Origin of the sequence: Comamonas koreensis (genome assembly GCF_014076495.1) — a bacterium.
GTDB classification, from domain to species: Bacteria; Pseudomonadota; Gammaproteobacteria; order Burkholderiales; family Burkholderiaceae_C; genus Comamonas; species Comamonas squillarum.
Window position 1 is genome coordinate 4,819,809 of record NZ_CP043575.1, and the last position, 17,680, is coordinate 4,837,488.

General features: G+C 63.5%; 16 protein-coding genes. 1 reads left to right on the forward strand and 15 read right to left on the reverse strand.

The window, feature by feature from the left end; all coding sequences use genetic code 11:
• Positions 1-11: 11 nt before the first annotated feature.
• The 6 genes from F0Q04_RS24125 to F0Q04_RS22080 all read right to left on the reverse strand — a co-directional run bounded on the left by F0Q04_RS24125 (position 12) and on the right by F0Q04_RS22080 (position 5,651).
• Positions 12-1,508, reverse strand: coding sequence for a zinc-ribbon and DUF3426 domain-containing protein (locus F0Q04_RS24125; RefSeq protein WP_232539436.1), 1,497 nt, complete (start codon positions 1,506-1,508; stop codon positions 12-14).
• A 25-nt stretch (positions 1,509-1,533) separates the two neighbouring features.
• Positions 1,534-2,454 carry a 50S ribosomal protein L11 methyltransferase gene (prmA, locus tag F0Q04_RS22060; protein WP_021026144.1) on the reverse strand — a complete coding sequence of 307 codons (921 nt, stop codon included), beginning with the start codon at positions 2,452-2,454 and terminating at the stop codon, positions 1,534-1,536.
• Between the two features lie 75 nt (positions 2,455-2,529).
• Complete coding sequence (gene accC / locus F0Q04_RS22065; protein ID WP_021026145.1) at positions 2,530-3,885, reverse strand: acetyl-CoA carboxylase biotin carboxylase subunit; 1,356 nt, start codon at positions 3,883-3,885, stop codon at positions 2,530-2,532.
• 10 nt (positions 3,886-3,895) lie between these two features.
• Positions 3,896-4,348 (reverse strand): acetyl-CoA carboxylase biotin carboxyl carrier protein, encoded by a 453-nt coding sequence (accB, locus tag F0Q04_RS22070; protein ID WP_021026146.1) that lies wholly within the window; start codon positions 4,346-4,348, stop codon positions 3,896-3,898.
• A gap of 118 nt (positions 4,349-4,466) precedes the next feature.
• On the reverse strand, positions 4,467-5,048 hold the full coding sequence (locus F0Q04_RS22075) for a TlpA disulfide reductase family protein (RefSeq protein WP_116926475.1): 582 nt from the start codon (positions 5,046-5,048) through the stop codon (positions 4,467-4,469).
• Between the two features lie 6 nt (positions 5,049-5,054).
• Entirely contained in the window at positions 5,055-5,651 is a 597-nt protein-coding gene (locus F0Q04_RS22080; RefSeq protein WP_182343547.1) for a hypothetical protein, read from the reverse strand.
• A gap of 103 nt (positions 5,652-5,754) precedes the next feature.
• Between F0Q04_RS22080 and mpl the strand changes: the two genes are divergently transcribed.
• Positions 5,755-7,158 carry a UDP-N-acetylmuramate:L-alanyl-gamma-D-glutamyl-meso-diaminopimelate ligase gene (gene mpl / locus F0Q04_RS22085; RefSeq protein ID WP_182343549.1) on the forward strand — a complete coding sequence of 468 codons (1,404 nt, stop codon included), beginning with the start codon at positions 5,755-5,757 and terminating at the stop codon, positions 7,156-7,158.
• 87 nt (positions 7,159-7,245) lie between these two features.
• On the opposite strand, the gene F0Q04_RS22090 is transcribed toward mpl, so the two are convergent.
• The 9 genes from F0Q04_RS22090 to rodA all read right to left on the reverse strand — a co-directional run bounded on the left by F0Q04_RS22090 (position 7,246) and on the right by rodA (position 17,654).
• Positions 7,246-8,772, reverse strand: a complete 1,527-nt coding sequence (locus F0Q04_RS22090; RefSeq protein WP_182343551.1) for a tripartite tricarboxylate transporter permease — start codon at positions 8,770-8,772, stop codon at positions 7,246-7,248.
• Positions 8,769-9,212: a tripartite tricarboxylate transporter TctB family protein gene (locus F0Q04_RS22095; RefSeq protein WP_182343553.1), complete on the reverse strand. Its 444-nt coding sequence runs from the start codon at positions 9,210-9,212 to the stop codon at positions 8,769-8,771. Before F0Q04_RS22095 ends, F0Q04_RS22090 begins: the two co-directional genes overlap by 4 nt.
• Positions 9,213-9,331: 119 nt before the next feature.
• On the reverse strand, positions 9,332-10,252 hold the full coding sequence (locus F0Q04_RS22100; protein ID WP_232539708.1) for a Bug family tripartite tricarboxylate transporter substrate binding protein: 921 nt from the start codon (positions 10,250-10,252) through the stop codon (positions 9,332-9,334).
• 234 nt (positions 10,253-10,486) lie between these two features.
• Positions 10,487-11,923 (reverse strand): sensor histidine kinase, encoded by a 1,437-nt coding sequence (locus tag F0Q04_RS22105; protein ID WP_182343557.1) that lies wholly within the window; start codon positions 11,921-11,923, stop codon positions 10,487-10,489.
• A 68-nt stretch (positions 11,924-11,991) separates the two neighbouring features.
• Positions 11,992-12,699, reverse strand: a complete 708-nt coding sequence (locus tag F0Q04_RS22110; RefSeq protein ID WP_182343558.1) for a response regulator — start codon at positions 12,697-12,699, stop codon at positions 11,992-11,994.
• 196 nt (positions 12,700-12,895) lie between these two features.
• Complete coding sequence (locus tag F0Q04_RS22115; RefSeq protein WP_021027764.1) at positions 12,896-13,207, reverse strand: hypothetical protein; 312 nt, start codon at positions 13,205-13,207, stop codon at positions 12,896-12,898.
• 59 nt (positions 13,208-13,266) lie between these two features.
• Positions 13,267-14,421 (reverse strand): 3-deoxy-7-phosphoheptulonate synthase, encoded by a 1,155-nt coding sequence (locus tag F0Q04_RS22120; RefSeq protein WP_182343560.1) that lies wholly within the window; start codon positions 14,419-14,421, stop codon positions 13,267-13,269.
• Positions 14,422-14,844: 423 nt separating this feature from the next.
• Positions 14,845-16,335: a metalloprotease TldD gene (tldD, locus tag F0Q04_RS22125; protein ID WP_182343562.1), complete on the reverse strand. Its 1,491-nt coding sequence runs from the start codon at positions 16,333-16,335 to the stop codon at positions 14,845-14,847.
• 146 nt (positions 16,336-16,481) lie between these two features.
• Positions 16,482-17,654 carry a rod shape-determining protein RodA gene (rodA, locus tag F0Q04_RS22130; protein ID WP_116926555.1) on the reverse strand — a complete coding sequence of 391 codons (1,173 nt, stop codon included), beginning with the start codon at positions 17,652-17,654 and terminating at the stop codon, positions 16,482-16,484.
• Between the last annotated feature and the right edge of the window lie 26 nt (positions 17,655-17,680).

The following is a 17,680-nucleotide window of genomic DNA, read 5'->3' on the forward strand; positions in this document are numbered from 1 at the left end:
TTATCAAAAATTCAAGGGTAGAACGCCAGCACGCGGTAGCCCACGACATCACCTGCCGCCTCTGCCACCTGGATGACCATCTCTGCCGTCCACTCGCCATGCGCGTCCAGCGCGGCAGGCGCCTGCAGCTCCTGCGGAGTCAGCACACGGCGCAGCACCAGTTTTTCTGCCGCGTCATTGAGGCTCAGCTCCAGCGCAGGGACCGCCACCGGATTGTCGGCACCATTGCGCAAGACCACGCGCAGCCGGAACTGGCGCGGCCCCACGGCGTTGAAGCTGGTGCTGTCGATAGACACGGCCTGCAGTTGCCTAGGCGGCGCAATCTCGCAGCCCGCGAGGCGGCAAGCGGCTTGCAATGCCGGGCGCCATTGGGGTTGGGCCAGGGCCAGGCGGTCACGCTGGGTCAGCGCGATCTGCAGCAGCAAGGCCGCCAACAGCAGCAGGCTGAGCAACAGCGACAGCACGACGACCCAGGGCTTGCGCCAGAAGGCCTTGCGCTTGGCGGCGCGCACAAAACCTGGCTCGGCCACGGCATCCATGCCGGCAGAAGCGGCTGCATCGGCCGCCGCAACGGCCTCATCCATCTGCGCCACATAGTTGGTCGGTGCAGCCAGCGAGGGCTCCCGCTTGCCGGCATCCAGGGTTCTGCCAGCCATCTCGGGCGCCAGCAGCAGCCCATCCTCTTGCCGCGCCGCCGGGCCGGGGGCGGACAGATCATGGGCGCTGCTCTGCCTCAAATACGGCGGAGGTGAAGCCGGCTCCTGGACCTGCAGCTCTTTTGCAGCAGGGGCAGCGGCAGCTGCCACCACATCCTCCACGACCAGCGGTGCGGCCTCATCCAGCAGCGCGGGCTGCGCTGGCTCTGGCGGCACAGGCGCTGGTACGGGCTTTTGGCGCTCGGCAATGGCCTCCAGCAGACGGCCCTCGCGGGCTTGCAGTTCCGCCAGGTCATCCGTCGCCGAAAAGTCCACCCGGCTGCTGCGCAGCGATTCCGGGCGCTGGTCCGCCATCGGCTGCCATTCGCTCTCCAGACCGCTGCGGTCCTGGCCTGCGGGTGGCGCGACAGGGGTCTGCGCCTGGGCCTCTTCCTCATAGGCCTGCATCCAGGACGAATCCACATAGCCCGAATCCCCGCTCGCATTGGCGCGGCGCGGAAACACCAGCACCGACAGCTCGGGCACCTGGGCGTTGGGGTTCACCTGCAGCGAGTTCTCCGTCCGCAGCACTGCAGCCCCCGCCTGCGCCGGCTCTGGGCTGGGCGTAGGGACAGCAGGCGAGGCCACCTGCGATGGAGCCACCACCGGGGCCTGCGTGGCGACAGCGGGATGCTCAGCCGGCGCCTGCGTGCCTGCGGGCGCTGCCGCCGGTGCACTGGCCGCCAGGTGTGTCAGCGCATCAAACACCGCCTTGCACTTGCCACAGCGCACCCAGCCATCGGAGATGCGCAATTGGTCATCCACCACCTTGAAGCGGGTCTGGCACTGGGGGCAACGCGTTATCTGGCTCATCGCAGTGGATTGTAGGGTCAGAAGTTCAGCGGCCTGTCCCGGTGGCGGAATCTGCTGCGCGCCGTGCTGTCATCAGCACCCAGCCGTCTTCGGTATCGGCCACGTCCAGCTGCAGATAAGGGGCGTAAGCGGCTTTCAGCTCATCGGTCTGGCGCTCCAGGATACCGGCCAGCACCAGGTGGCCACCCTGGGCCACATGGGCGCAGAGCAAGGGGGCCAGCACCTTCAGCGGCGTAGCCAGGATATTGGCCAGCACCGTCTGGTACTCGCCTTGCGCTGCATCAGGCAAGCCGGCGCGCAGCTGCACATGGTTGGCCTGGGCGTTGTATTCGGTCGATTCCACGGCAGCGGTGTCAATGTCCACCGCATCAATGTCCACCGCACCAAACTTGGCGGCGCCAATGGCCAAAATGCCGGAGCCGCAGCCGTAGTCCAGCACACGGCCCAGATCCTGGCCTTGCGCGCCGCGCTGCGCAATCCAGCGCAGACACATGCGGGTGGTGGGGTGGGTGCCGGTGCCAAAGGCCAGGCCCGGGTCCAGGCGGATGCTGCGGGTCGCGGCCGCTGGCAGCTCATGCCAGGTGGGCACAATCCAGAATTCCGGCGTGATATCCACCGGGGCGAACTGCGATTGGGTCAGGCGCACCCAGTCCTGCTCGGCCACCTCACGGATGCCCAGCAGGCTGCAGCCGGCAAAGAAATCCTGCAGCTGCAGCAAGCTCTGCGCCTCTTCGGCCGCAGCGCGCTGCGGGAACAGCGCCACGATGCGGCTGCGCTGCCAGCCATCCTTGGGCGGCGGCATGCCGGGCTCGCCAAACAGTGCCTGCTCGGCATCGGTCTGGGCATCGGCATCTTCGACCGAGACGCTGAGCGCATCGAGCGCATCCAGCGCTTCGCTCACGCTCTCGACCCGGTCTTCCGGGCACATCAGGCACAGTTCGTACATGACAGGGTTTCCTTAATGCAAAAAGCTGGCATTCCCTTGGAAATGCCAGCATCTATCACGATGAAAGGGGGCGCATCAACGCTTGCGCGCAGCCAGCCACTCTTCCAGATAGTGGATATTGGTGCCGCCGGCATTGAACTTGGCATCGACCATCAGCTCCGAATGCAGCGGGATATTGGTCGAAATCCCTTCGACCGCCGTCTCCAGCAGCGCAGTGCGCATGCGGGCGATGGCCTGCTCACGGGTGTCGCCATAGACGATCAGCTTGCCGATCATCGAGTCGTAGTTCGGTGGCACGAAGTAGTTCGCATACACGTGCGAGTCCACGCGCACACCCGGGCCGCCCGGCATGTGCCAGGTGGTGACCCGGCCAGGCGATGGCGTGAACTTGTAGGCATCTTCGGCGTTGATCCGGCATTCGATCGCATGACCGCGCATCTGCGCGTTGATCTGGCGCTGCGTGAACGGCAGTTTCTCGCCAGCGGCCACCATGATCTGGGTGCCGACGATATCCACGCCAGTGATCCATTCGGTCACCGGGTGCTCGACCTGCACACGGGTGTTCATCTCGATGAAGTAGAACTCGCCGTTTTCGTACAGAAACTCGAAGGTACCCGCACCGCGGTAGCCGATCTTCTTGCAGGCGGCCACGCAGCGGTCGCCGATCTTCTCAATCAGGCGGCGTGGAATGCCAGGGGCCGGCGCCTCTTCAATCACCTTCTGATGGCGGCGCTGCATGGAGCAATCGCGCTCGCCCAGGTAGACGGCGTTCTTGAACTTGTCGGCCATTACCTGGATTTCGATGTGGCGCGGGTTCTGCAGGTACTTTTCCATGTACACCGCAGGATTGCCGAACGCAGCACCAGCTTCGGCCTTGGTCATCTGCACGGCATTGACCAGCGCAGCCTCGGTATGCACCACGCGCATGCCACGGCCACCGCCGCCGCCTGCGGCCTTGATGATCACCGGGTAGCCGATGGCCTTGGCAATGCGGCGGATCAGCGCGGGGTCATCCGGCAATTCGCCATCGGAGCCAGGCACGCAAGGCACGCCAGCCTTGATCATCGCCTGCTTGGCCGAGACCTTGTCACCCATGATGCGGATGGACTCGGGCGTCGGGCCAATGAACTGGAAGCCGCTCTTTTCCACGCGCTCGGCAAAGTCGGCGTTCTCGGACAGAAAGCCGTAGCCAGGGTGGATGGCCTCGGCGTCGGTCACTTCGGCCGCCGAGATGATGGCCGGCATGTTCAGATAGCTTTGGGCCGACGGCGCCGGGCCAATGCAGACGGCCTCATCGGCCAGCTTCACATACTTGGCGTCGCGGTCCGCCTCGGAATAGACCATCACGGCCTTGATGCCCAGCTCGCGGCAAGCGCGCTGCACACGCAGTGCGATCTCTCCGCGGTTGGCAACCAGAATTTTCTTGAACATGGGCGAGGCCTTATTCAATGATGAACAACGGCTGACCAAATTCCACGGCCTGGCCGTTTTCGCCCAGGATCTGCTTGATCGTGCCGGACTTGTCGGCTTCGATCTCATTGAGGATCTTCATCGCTTCAATGATGCACACGGTGTCGCCTTCCTTGACCTGGCTGCCGACCTCAACAAAGGCCTTGGCGCCGGGAGCGGACGAGCGGTAGAACGTGCCCACCATCGGTGACTTGACCGTATGGCCTTGCGCCGCAGCGGGAGCAGCTTCTGCCGGCGCAGCGGCAGCAGCGGGGGCTGCTGCAGGGGCCGCAGCGGGCAACACGGGCGCCGCCATCACTTGCTGCACCACAGCGCCGCCGCCCTTCACAATGCGAACCTTGCCTTCTGCTTCGGTGATTTCCAACTCCGAGACATTCGATTCGGACACGAGATCGATCAGGGTTTTCAGCTTGCGTAAATCCATGGGAGCTCCAACGGCTAAAAAATCAAACAGGGCGCAAATTTACTCCAATTTCGCCCTATTTGACTCAATATCTTTGATTTTTGATCAACGGCACTACTGCCGTCCCGGCTTGCACACCTTATAGACTTGCCCAATTTTGCAAGTCAGATGCAAGAAGTTGCCCCATTTTACGATGTTGAACGTCACCTTGCCTACCAAATACCACTGTGAACGGTAGGCCGCCTGCGGAATTGCCCAGGTCGCGCGTCAGCTGCGTGCCACCCATGCCGGCAATCCCCACAGGGAAGGCCAGCGGCGTGCGCTGCAAAAAACGCTGCACCGCCGCATCCTGGTCCACCGCCAAACCCACCACCTGCCAGCCCTTGGCGCGCTGCGCTTCGTAGAACTGGTTGAGCATCGGCAGCTCTTCAACACAAGGCGGGCACCAGGTGGCCCAAAAATTCAGCAGCAAAGGCTTGCCCTGGAAGGCCTGCATGCGCACTTCGGTCTGCCCGCCAGGCGCAGCAAAGGCCTGGCTCCACAGCCCGTCCATCGCCGGGCCATTGGGCTCGGCCAAGCGGTGGCGCCACCAAGCCCAGCCCGCTCCGGCAGCCAAAGCGGCAGCCGCCACGCCACCGGTCAGCAGGCGCCGACGGCTGGCGGCGGCCTGCGGTGGCAAGGTTTGCGCTGCATCAACAGGTGCGCGTTCAGGTGTCGGCATGGGGCATCACTCCGTGGGTGGGGTCAGCAGGCGGCGCACCGCCTCCAGCGAGCCGCGCGGCGTGCGGCCCTGGGCATCGGGCTTCAAGGCGCCGCGCAGGTCATTCAGGTCGTAGACCAGGTAGTGCACACCAATGCTCTCATTGAGCGGTTTGCAAAAGCTGCTGATCGACAAGGCATCCACCGTCTCACCGTGGAAACCGTTGATCGACGATACCTCATAGCGCACGCCATGGTCAATCAGCGCAATCTCAGCCGATTTGGAGTCATCGCAGAACAACTGAATGTATATATCAGACAGGCGCGTGGCCGTACCATTCCAGACGGCACCTACCAGATAGGGCCGGAAAGCCTCCATGCGCTCCATCCACAGCACGGCCATCTCGCGCAATGCCCGCAACTCGGCGGGCTGGGTGTCGGCGCAGAACAGCTCCAGGTACTCGCGCACCGCCGCTTCCAGTACCTCGTTATCGGGCAGAGCGGTGCGGCCCGGCAGCCCCAGCTGCTTGACGGCGCGCTTCTTGGCCGGCCCCCACTCCAGGCCTTCCTCCACCACCATGCGTGCGGCGGTGTTGGCGATTTCCCAGCTTGCATCAGTCTTCATGCATTCCATTGTGTCGGATTTGCATGGCCCCTGCGGCACTTGCTTGCAATTACAGCCGCCCAGAGCGCGGCTTATATCCGGACGCGCCGTAGAATCGACGTCCATGCACATTCATATTCTGGGTATCTGTGGCACCTTTATGGGTGGCGTGGCCGCACTGGCACGCGAGGCTGGGCACAAGGTGACGGGCTGCGACAGCGGCGTCTACCCGCCGATGAGCGACCAGCTCCGCGCGCTGGGCATCGAGCTGATCGAAGGCTTTGGCGCCGACCAGCTCGCGCTGCAGCCCGATATGTACGTGGTCGGCAACGTCGTCAGCCGGGCGCGCCTGGACGATGGCTCGCCCAAGTTTCCGCTGATGGAGGCCATCCTCGACACCGGCGCTCCCTACACCAGCGGCCCCCAATGGCTGGCCGAGCATGTGCTGCAGGGCCGCCATGTGCTGGCCGTGGCCGGCACCCATGGCAAAACCACGACGACCTCGATGCTCACCTGGATTCTGGAGGCCGCCGGCCTGCAGCCGGGCTTTCTGGTCGGTGGCGTGCCACTCGATTTTGGCGTCTCTGCCCGCCTGGGTGCGCCCACCCGGCCCGGCGGTGGCGACCAGCGCCCCGTGTTTGTGATCGAGGCCGACGAATACGACACCGCCTTTTTCGACAAGCGCAGCAAGTTTGTGCACTACCGCCCCCGCACCGCCGTGCTGAACAACCTGGAGTTCGACCATGCCGACATCTTTGATGACCTGGCAGCGATTGAGCGCCAGTTCCACCACCTGGTGCGCACCGTGCCCGCCAGCGGCCGCGTGGTGGCCAATGGTGTTGAAGAGAGCCTGACCCGTGTGCTGCACCAAGGCTGCTGGAGCGAAGTGGTGCGCTTTGGCGCTGCCATCGACGACATGCGCGCCGAAGGCGACCCGTCGAACTTTGAAGTGTTCTATAAAGATGCGCCCGCCGGCAAGGTGCAATGGGGCCTGAGCGGCGTGCACAACCAGATGAATGCGCTCGCTGCCATCGCTGCGGCCCAGCATGTGGGTGTGGCGCCCGCAGAAGCGGCCCAAGCCTTGTCGCGCTTTCAGAACGTCAAACGCCGCATGGAATTGCGCGGCACCGCTGCCGGCATCCAGGTCTACGACGATTTTGCCCACCACCCCACTGCCATCCGCACTACCCTGGATGGCCTGCGCCAGCAGGTGGGCGCGCAAACCCGCATCCTTGCAGTGTTTGAGCCGCGCAGCAACACGATGAAGCTGGGCACGATGAAGTCACAGCTGCCCTGGTCGCTGGAATCGGCCGACCTGGCCTTTTGCCACACGGCCGGCCTGGACTGGGACGCCGCCCAGGCGCTGGCCCCCATGGGTGCCCGCGCCCAGACCGCAGGCAATATCGACAGCCTGATCGCCCAGGTGCTGCAGGCGGCCATGGCCGGAGACGTGATTGTCTGCATGAGCAATGGCGGCTTTGGTGGTATCCACGACAAATTGCTGCAGGCGCTTGCGGTCCGGGGTTGATAGGCCCGCCAACATCAAGAAAAAGGCGAGCCCCCAGCTCGCCTTTTTGCTGACAGAGACCTCAACATTAGGCCAGCGGCACCAGCATCATGGAGCCGTTTCCTGCGCACGCCTGCGTTTGGCCAGCTGACGGTAACCCATGGGTCCCAGCACCACGGCAGCTGCCAGCACCCATAGGATGGTGCAGACCGTGCTGGCCCAGAGGATGGTGACATCGCCATTGGTGATGGACAGCGCACGCCGCAGGTTTTGCTCCATCATCGTGCCCAGCACAACGCCCAGCACCATCGGCGCCATGGGCATCTGGAGTTTGCGCAGCAGGTAGCCGATCACGCCGATGGCGACGACCGCCATCAGGTCAAAGGTGGTGGCACTGATGGCATAGACACCGATAAAGCTGATGGCCAGGATACCCGGCACCAGCAGCCAGCCCGGGATGGACAGCATCGAGGCAAACACCCGCACCATCGGGATGTTCATCACCAGCAGCATCATATTGGCAATCAGCAGCGAGGCGATCAAGCCCCAGACCAGCGCGGGTTGCTGCTCAAACAGCACCGGGCCGGGAGTGATGTTGTAGAGCGTGAGCGCGCCCATCATCACGGCCGTCGTCCCCGAGCCAGGGATGCCCAAGGTCAGCATGGGGATGAACGAGCCGGTAGCGGCACTGTTGTTCGCCGCCTCAGGCGCGGCCAAGCCACGCATGTCTCCCTGGCCAAATTTGGCATCCGGGTCTTTGTCTTCTATATAGCGCTTCTCGTTGGCATAGGCCACGGCCGACGCCACGCTGGCGCCCGCCCCTGGCAATACGCCCATCACAAACCCGAGCAGGCTGCCACGGATGGTGCTGCCGGAGGTTAAGCGCAGCTCGCGCAGATTGAAGAGCTTGCGTTGGCTGGGCGGCACTTCCACGCTTTGGCCCGAGAGCTTGTTCTCCAGCATTTGCAGCATTTCCGCGACGGCAAACAAGCCAATGACAACGACGACAAAATCCAGACCATCGGCCAAGTGTGGGATATCGAAGGTATAGCGGTAAACGCCGGAGTTGGCATCCACCCCGATTGTCGCAATCGACAGCCCGATGGCCGCCGCCAGAACCCCTTTAATGGGTTGCTCCCCCAACAAGCTGGTGAGCGCACAGAAGGCAAACACCATCAGCACAAAGTATTCCGCCGGGCCAAACGCCAAGGCCCACTGCGCCAGAAAGGGCGCAAACGCGGCGATACCGACAATGGCGATGAGGGAGCCGACAAAGGAGGACCAGGCCGACAGGGACAGCGCCACGCTCCCCAGCCCCTGGCGCGCCAGCGGGTAGCCATCCAGCGTGGTCATCACCGCAGCCGCCTCGCCGGGCACATTGATCAGGATCGAGGTGATCCGGCCCCCGTATTCGGCACCCACATAGACAGCGGCCAGCAAGATCAAGGCGGTATCGGGCGGCAAGCCCATCGCAAAGGCGATCGGCACCAGCATGGCGACCCCGTTCGTCGGGCCCAGGCCCGGCAGCACACCGACGATGGTGCCAAAGAACGAGCCAATCAGCGCCACGAGCAAGTTGGTGCCCGAGAAGGCAACACCAAAACCCAGGGAGAGGTTATCCAGCATCGCGCTCATAGCAGCCCCTCCAGCCAGCCCAATGGCAGCACCACGTCCAGCAAGCGGTCAAAAAGAACATAAAACAGCACGCTCAGGCTGGTGCCGCCAATCCCGCACTGCAGCCAGCTGCCACCAAAGAGCCGGCCCACGCAGGCGGAAACCACGGCCGTGGCCAGCACAAAGCCGGCCCACTGGAACAGCCCGGCGTACACCAGCAACAGCGCCACCATCAGCGCAATGCGGCTGTTGGCCCCGGGCGGGTTGGGCGCAGCCGGGTTGCCGCCTTTCACGACAAGGCGCAGGCCACACAAGCCAATCACCGTGGCCAGCAACAAAGGAAAGGCGCGCGGACCCACCGGCTCGTAGGTAAATGCTGCCTCCAGCCCGTGTCCAAACCACGCCAGAAAGGCCGATAGCAGCAGCGCCGCCACGCCCAGGGTGCGATCATTGAGAACCATAGATATCTTTCCGCAAGATGTGCGAGTGCGGCGGACCAGGGTATCTGGCCGCCTTGTTCAAGCCCCATGGGCCATGGCTGGCAGGTGCCATGCCCAGGCAGGCCTTACTTGACCAGGTCCTACTTGACCAGGTCAAAGGACGTGGCCAGCTCGGTGTAGTGCCGGGTACGGGCCTTGATGTAGTGGTCGAGCTCGGGCCCCGTCTTGTTGAAGGGCATGAGACCCAGTTGCGCCTGGGCCTTGCGGAACTCCGGCGTGGCCATGGCTTTGTCAAACGCCTGCTGCCACCAGCGGTAGTCGGCATCCGATACCTTGGGCCCCACGTAGAAACCCCGGATGATCGGCCATTCGATATTGAAGCCCTGCTCGGCAGCGGTCGGCACGTCGGCCAGCTTGCCCGGCAAGCGTTCGGAGTGGAAGACCGCCAGCACGCGGATGGGCGCACCGCCTTCGAGCATGGTGACCGCCTCGGCCGCATCCCCCATGAAAGCCTGGACATGGCCGCCGCGCAGCGCCGTGACGGCTTCGCCACCGCCCTCAAAGGCAACGAAGCGCATTTTCTTGTAGTCCACGCCGGCGGCGCGCGCGGTCAGCGCTGCCTTCATCCAGTCCTGGCTGCCAATGGAGCCGCCCGCGCCCAGCACCACCTGGCTCGGATCTTCCTTGAACGCCGCCATCAGGCCCTTGAGATCCTGGTAGGGCGAATCCGCCCGCACCACGGCCACACCGTAATCCGCACCGACGGTGGCCAGCCAGCGCACATCATCGGCGCTGTACTTACCAAACTTACCCTGGGCCAGATTGAGCAGCGAGCCACTGGAGAAGGCAGCAATGGCGCTGCCATCTGCCGGGCGCTGGGTGATGATGCTGTTGTAGGCCACCGCACCAATGCCGCCAGGCATGTAGACGATGCGCATGGGTTTCTCGAGCGCCTTGGACTCGCGCATGCCCGTCTGGGCCAGGCGGCAGGTCAGGTCAAACCCGCCGCCAGGCTGGGCCGGGGCAATGCACTCCGGGCGGCGGGGCTCTGCCTGCGCCATCGCTGGCACCCAGGTGCTCGCTGCGATGACCGTGCTGATGAAAAGGCCTGAGGCCTGGCCTGATAAACGGCTTGCAAACATAGGCTTTGTCTCCTTTTTGGGCATGGGCGCTTTGGCCAAGGGGCAGCTGGCCAGAACCTGGCTGGCAGCGCTGGCCAAGCGTGGAACCTGGTCGGGCGAAGGATTGCCACCAAGGTAGGCAAAGACTAAACGTTTGCGGCTTTCAATAGCCTTTCAATTCGGGGTTATTCCCAGGTCAGCGGTGGTATGCGGCATGCGGAAGCTGCCGTGCAAACCCAGTTGCCCCTGCGCATCACGGCCATTGGCCAGCTTGAACTCGGCACCATGCATCTGGGCAATGGTCTGCACAATGGCCAGGCCCAGGCCCGCGCCCTGCTGGCGCTTGCCCGCAGCACCACGCCGAAACCGGCTGCCCGCCTGTGCCATGTCGTGCTCGCTCATGCCCCCGCCGCTGTCGATCGCCACCAGCGCGATGGACGACACGCTGGCCCGCAGCTGCACGGTGACCTGGCCACCGGCAGGCGTATAGCGGATGGCGTTGTCCACCAGGTTGCTGATCGCCTCGCGCAGCAGCCACCCCAGGGCCTGCACCTGCCACGCTCGGGAGTCATCGCCCAACCCCACCACATCCAGCCCCAGGTCAATTTGCTTGGCGCGCGCCAGCGGCCACAAAGTGGTGACCACCTGCTCCGCCAGCGCCCGCAGATCGACCTCGGCAAATTGCGATCGGATACTGGCAGCGGCCCCGGCATCTCGGGCGCGGGCCAGTGCCAGCATCTGCTGGGTCAGGCGCTCGGCCCGCCCCAGACCGTCTTGCATCGCATGCAGTGCAGCCCGCATCTGGGCCGGGTCCCGCTCACGCAATGCATAGCCTATCTGGGTACGCAGCAAGGCCAGCGGCGTGCGCAGTTGGTGGGAGGCGTCATCAAGAAACTGCCGCTGGGCCTGGGCGCTGTGGGCATAGCGTTCCACCAAGTGGTTCAACGACTGCACCAGTGGCTGCACTTCTGCAGGCAGGCTAGCCGCATCGATGGGCGAGAGGTCATCCCAGGCGCGCGCATCCAGGTGCTGGCGCAGCCGCTTCAATGGCCTGAGCGCACGCACCACGCCCGCCACCAGCAACACCACGCTGATACCGACCAGCAGCACATCGCGCAAGATGGCGCGCGTGACCATATGCCGCTGCACCAGCGCACGCTCCTGAAGATTCTCTGCCACCTGCACCACGATGCGGCTGTGCGGATTGCCCGCAACGGGCGGGTCCGCCAGCCGCGCCCAAGCGGCCACTCGGATGGGCTCGTTCAGGTACACCGCGTCATAGAACTGCGGCACGCCGAGTTCGAACTCGCCCTCGGGCAAAGGAAGCCCCGGGTTTCCGATTTCAACCAGTCCGTCCTCGGTCGCGACCCGGAAGTAGACCCTGCCGTTGACCGTCAACTCGAAGAATTCCAGCAGCAGATACGGCTGCTCCACACTCAAGCCGCCGCTGGCCGTGGCGATGTTGTAGTGGATCGCGCGCAACGCACCCGCCAGTGCCCGGTCATAGGCCTCGTCTACCTGGGAACGCAGGCTGTAGGTGGACCACAGCAAGCTGCTGCCCATGCCCAGCAGCAAACCCGGCACCAGCCACACCAGCAGCGCAGCCTTCAAAGAGCGGGCCCTATCACGCCAGCGGTGGCGCCACACAGCGCGGCCATTCAGAGCGGCGCTCCGCCAGATCATGGGTCTTGCAATGCAGCGCTGGTCACGCCACTGTCCTGCGTTTCTTCCAGGCAGTAGCCCAGACCGCGCAAGGTGACAATCTGCACGCCACGGCCCAAGAGCTTCTTGCGCAGGCGAAACACCAGTACCTCAATGACCTGAAGGTTCACATCCCGGTCTCCCAGGAAGACCCGGTCCAAAATACTTTGCTTGTTCACTGGCTCGCCGCTGCGCTGGATGAGCGCCAGCAACACCGCATGCTCTCGGGGTGTCACCGGCAAGGCATCGCCCGCCATCGAAAAGCGCTGCGCAGCGACATCAAACTGCAGCGGCCCGCAGGACAGCCGAGGGTGCTCGCGCCCGCGGCTGCGGCGAACCAGGGCCTGCAGGCGCGCCTCCAACTCATCGAGCAAGAAGGGTTTGGCCAGAAAGTCGTCAGCACCATTTTTGAGCGTGCCGACGCGCTCAGCCAGGGAGTCCCGCGCGGTCAGCACCAGGACGGGTGTGCGGTCATCGCGCTCGCGCATGCGCTCCAGCACGGTGCGGCCATCGATGCCAGGCAGACCCAGGTCCAGCACTACCGCATCAAAGTCTTCCTGCTGCAGGCGCAGATCTGCCATCTGCCCATCGCCCACCCAGTCCACGACGATGCCCGACTGCTGCGCCAACGTTCGGGCCATCCAGTGCGCCAGATCTTGTTCATCCTCCACCAACAGGATTCGCATCCACCCTCCCTCCCGAGATATCTGCCAGATGCACCCACGGTTGGAGAAACATCCTATTCAGCCTGCATTCATAGCCACTGGTTAACGATATATTCTCCACAATAGAAAAACCCACTCATTGGCGAGCGGGTTTTTGGCGTGGTGTGCGAACCCAGCGGTTCGCGCTTCGAGGTCAGGCAGGCAGTGAGAAAGGCGCTTAGAACGAAGCCGTCATGGCCTTGGTGTTCACCACCACCGTGGGCCGGCCCACCGCGCCTACGCTGGCACGGGCAAACTGCGCCAGCCATTGGGCATCGCCCAGCAGCGGGGCGCCAGCGGCCTTGGCAACGACGACGACCTTGTCGACGATCAGCACCTTGCCGCTGGCGCGCAGCGGCTCGCAGTCCATGCGCAGAAATTCCTGGTCCAGCCAGCGGCGCCCGTCCTCGTTGGACATGGCCTCCGCACTGTCAAAGCCATGGACAAACTCTTGGCCATCCTCGAGCAGAACCCGTACTTCATTGCGCATGACAATCCCTTATTGGTGGTGCAAACGGGGCAGGCAGCGGCCGCCCCAAAGCCGCCAGCTTACACCGTTGCAGCGGCGGTCTCCTCGGTATTTGCGCGCACGCGGCGGGCCTGCACCGCGTCGGACAGCTCGGCCAGCGTCTCCAGCGAGTCGTCCCAGCCCAGGCAGGCATCGGTGATGCTCTTGCCGTACTCCAGGCTGTCCGGGTCGTTCTTGCCCGGGGTGAACTTTTGCGCACCGGCTTGCAAGTGGCTCTCGATCATCACGCCGAAGACACTGCGCGAGCCGCCTTCGATCTGCTGGGCGATATCGCGCGCCACCTCTTTTTGCTTCTCGTGCTGCTTGCTGCTGTTGGCATGGCTGCAGTCCACCATCAAGGTGGCGGGCAGGTGCGCGGCCTCCAGGTCCTTGCAGGCAGCGGCCACATGGGCGGCGTCGTAGTTGGGGGTCTTGCCGCCGCGCAGAATCACGTGGCAGTTGGTATTGCCCTTGGTGTGCACGATGGCGACCTGGCCGTTCTTGTGCACCGACAGGAAATGGTGCGGGCGGCTGGCCGACTGGATCGCGTCAGTGGCGATGCGGATATTGCCATCGGTGCCGTTCTTGAAGCCCACCGGCGCCGAGATGCCCGAGGCCAGTTCGCGGTGCACCTGGCTCTCCGTCGTGCGCGCGCCAATCGCGCCCCAGCTGATCAGGTCGCCAATGTACTGGGGCGAGATCATGTCCAGGAACTCGCTGCCAGCGGGCACACCCTGGCGGTTGATCTCGATCAGCAGCTGGCGGGCAATGCGCAGGCCTTCGTCGATGCGGTAGCTCTCATCGAGGTAGGGGTCGTTGATCAGGCCCTTCCAGCCCACCGTGGTGCGCGGCTTTTCGAAGTAGACGCGCATGACGATCTCCAAGGAGCCTTCGTACTGCTTGCGCACAGCCTTGAGGCGGCGGGCATATTCCAGCGCGGCTTGCGGATCATGGATCGAGCAGGGGCCGATGATGACCAGCAGGCGGTCATCCGTGCCGGACATGATGTTGTGGATGTTTTGGCGGGTGTTGCTGATCAGCGCTTCAACGGGTGTGCCGTTGATGGGGAAAAAGCGAATCAGATGCTCGGGTGGCGGCAGCACAGTAATGTCCTTGATACGTTGGTCGTCGGTTTGGCTTGTTTTCTCGACACCGCGATACCAAGCATCGCTTGTGGGTTGGGCTTGCTGAGTCATCTGAGGATCCTGAATGTGTGGGTGGTTTATGCAACAAAAAACCGCCGGGCTTTTCAGCTTCGGCGGTTGTCTGGAGGTTTAGGTGCTCGCGCGCTTTTAGACCTCTCGTCCGCCTTGGACAGAGAACCAAAAGTAAAAGGTAAAAGCGCTACGTGCTTGCATGTTTTTCAATGTACCACATCTGCGGGCAGCGGAATCCATCATTCTGTATAAAACGCACAAAAATTGCAAAAAATAAGATTTCAAAGTTGAAATCACACCATTGCCTTGTCAATTTGTTTCTATACGCATTTTTATTGCGCAATAGAGAAATTCACACTGCAGAAAGATGTCTAAAAACAAACGCCTGCGCGGCAGAAACCGCGCAGGCGTTTGGTTGATTCTGGCGTTAGCCGCCGCCTAAGCAGCGGCTATTTGGGATGCTCAGGCCGTACCGCCCACCGTCAAACCATCGATACAAATGGTCGGCTGGCCCACGCCCACTGGCACGCTCTGGCCTTCCTTGCCACAGGTGCCCACGCCGCTGTCCAGGCGCATGTCATTGCCGATCATGCTGACGTGCTTGAGGCACTCAGGGCCGCTGCCCACGATGGTGGCGCCCTTGACGGGGTACTGGATCTTGCCGTTTTCCACCCAGTAGGCCTCACTGGCCGAGAACACGAACTTGCCGCTGGTGATATCAACCTGGCCGCCACCAAAGTTGGTCGCGTACAAGCCCTTCTTGATCGAGGCAATGATCTCCTGCGGATCCTTGTCGCCACCCAGCATGTAGGTGTTGGTCATGCGTGGCATGGGGATGTGGGCATAGCTCTCGCGCCGGCCATTGCCGGTGGGCTTGACCTTCATCAGCCGCGCATTCATCGCATCCTGGATATAGCCCTTCAAAATGCCGTCTTCGATCAGCACATTGCGCTGGGTCGGCTGGCCCTCGTCGTCCACATTGAGCGAGCCGCGGCGGTCAGCAATGGTGCCGTCGTCCAACACCGTCACACCCTTGGCCGCCACGCGCTGGCCAATCATGCCGCTGAACGCGCTCGAGCCCTTGCGGTTGAAGTCGCCTTCCAGGCCATGGCCTACCGCCTCATGCAGCAGCACACCGGGCCAGCCCGGGCCCAGGACCACGGTCATCACGCCAGCAGGCGCGGGGCGCGATTCCAGGTTGACCAGGGCCGCCTTCACGGCCTCGTCCACATACTGCTGCACCAGTGCATCGTCAAAATAGGCCAGACCAAAGCGGCCACCGCCGCCGGCCGAGCCCACTTCGCGGCGGCTCTTGCTCTCGGCAATCACCGTGACCGACAGGCGCACCAGCGGACGCACGTCGGCAGCCAAGGTGCCATCGGCACGGGCCACCAGCACCACATCGTGCTCAGCGGCGAGACCTGCCATCACCTGCTTGACGCGCGGGTCCTTGGCGCGGGCCAGCTTTTCGACCTTCTCCAGCAAGGCGACCTTGGCGGTGCTGTCGAGCGTGGAGATCGGGTCCAGATCGGGGTAGAGCGAGCGGCTCAGCGCAATCTTCTTGGCAGGCACCTTGACCTGGCGCGACTGGCTTTGCGCGCCAATGCTGCGCACCGTATGGGCAGCATCCAGCAGCGATGCCAGCGAGATGTCGTCCGAATAGGCAAAAGCCGTCTTCTCGCCGGACACCGCGCGCACGCCCACGCCCTGGTCGATCGAGAAGGAGCCCGTCTTGACGATGCCCTCTTCCAGGCTCCAGCCTTCGGCCCGGGTGTACTGGAAGTACAGGTCTGCATCGTCCACCTTGTGGGCGCGGATATCCGCCAGCGCGCGCGCCAGATGGCTGTCATCCAGACCAAAAGGCGTCAGCAGCAGGCTGCGCGCTATATCCAGTCGTTGTTCGGTAGAAGCCGCCAGCGGCTTGGCCACAGCAAGGTCAAAAGGTGCATTCATACAGGCGATTTTAGGGCTTGCGCAATGGCCGTGGGCCCATGCGTTGATTTGCGGCGGCCAGCAAGCCAGCAGCCACCTATCCCGTATCTGCGGCTGGCGGGGGTGTTTTCAATGGCAGAGCCCATTAAAGCCCGCCGCAACGGGGCTCATAGGCGCGGCGCCTGCTCCCGCGCCAGCTGGCGCTGCGATCGGGCGACCGACATCAAGATCCCCAGCGCCAGCCCCAGGGTGACCATGGCCGTGCCCCCATAGCTGACAAAGGGCAGGGGCACACCCACCACCGGCAGGATGCCGCTGACCATGCCCATGTTGACGAAGGCGTAGGTGAAAAAGATCATCGCCACCGCTCCGGCCATCAGGCGGCCAAACAAGGTGGGCGCGCGCATCGCAATGGCCAGGCCGCGCCAGACCAGCAGCAGGAAGAAAAAGATCAGCAGCAGGTTGCCGGCCAGGCCGAACTCTTCGGAAAACGCGGCAAAGATAAAGTCCGTGGTGCGCTCGGGGATGAACTCCAGATGGGTCTGCGTGCCGGCCATGAAGCCCTTGCCCATGAAGCCGCCCGAACCGATGGCAATCATTCCCTGGATGATGTGAAAGCCTTTGCCCAGCGGGTCCCGGGTCGGGTCGAGCAAGGTGCAGACGCGTTGGCGCTGGTACTCATGCAACACCACCAGATCCATGCCGTCTTCGCAAAGGTGGTGGCCATAGATGGCAATCAGCAGCAGGCCGATGACGCCAATCAGCACCGGCGGGATGATCAGTTTCCAGGACAGGCCGGCAAAATAGATTACCGCCAGGCCCGCAGCCATCACCAGCAGCGATGTTCCCAGGTCGGGCTGCTTCATGATCAGGCCGACCGGGATGACGAGAATCGCAAACGCGACGACAAAATCGGCCGGGCGCAAGGCGCCTTCGCGGCGCTGGAACCACCAGGCCAGCATCAGCGGCATCGCAATCTTCAGCAGCTCACTGGGCTGGATGACTATGCCCAGATTCACCCAGCGCTGCGCACCCTTCTTCGTGATGCCAAACAGCGCCACGGCGATCAACAACGCAACGCCCAAGCCATACAGCGGCAGCGCAAAGCTGGCCAACCGGTGCGGCGGGATCTGCGACACCACCAGCAAGATGCCCAGCGCCAGCAGCATATTGCGGCCATGGTCGGAGAAGCGGGTGCCATGGTCGAAACCGGCGGAATACATGGCCGTCAGTCCGATGGCTGCCAGGGCGCCGATGATGAAGATCAGCGGCCAGTCATAACCGCGCAGCATCGGCATGAGACGCTGGAACAGATTCGGTTTATCAAGAACTTCGGACATGGCCGCCATTATCTCTGCTTGGCACA